1 protein-coding gene is annotated in these 217 nt (G+C 58.5%); it reads left to right on the forward strand.

The window, feature by feature from the left end; all coding sequences use genetic code 11:
- A partial coding sequence (locus XI09_RS08275) for a hypothetical protein (RefSeq protein WP_271566407.1) occupies positions 1–217 on the forward strand: 217 nt, incomplete at both ends.

Below are 217 nucleotides of genomic sequence, written 5' to 3' on the forward strand. Positions count from 1 at the left end.
TGGTGGTGTCACACGACCCGCCGCGTCATGTCGAGAATGCGCTTACCCTCGATGCGGCACTGTCGCTTCTTTCACCAACTGACTTTGAACTGTTTGTGGAGGTGAAGGAGACGGGACTTGTCTCTAGAGTCATCGAGAGGCTGGTTGCCCGCAACGTGGCCGGTCGCTCAGTCGTATTTGCCTTTGCCGCCGGCGCAAGATCCTTTCCGTGGGAGGC

Source organism: Bradyrhizobium sp. CCBAU 11386, from assembly GCF_028128955.1.
In the GTDB taxonomy this organism is placed as follows: Bacteria; Pseudomonadota; Alphaproteobacteria; order Rhizobiales; family Xanthobacteraceae; genus Bradyrhizobium.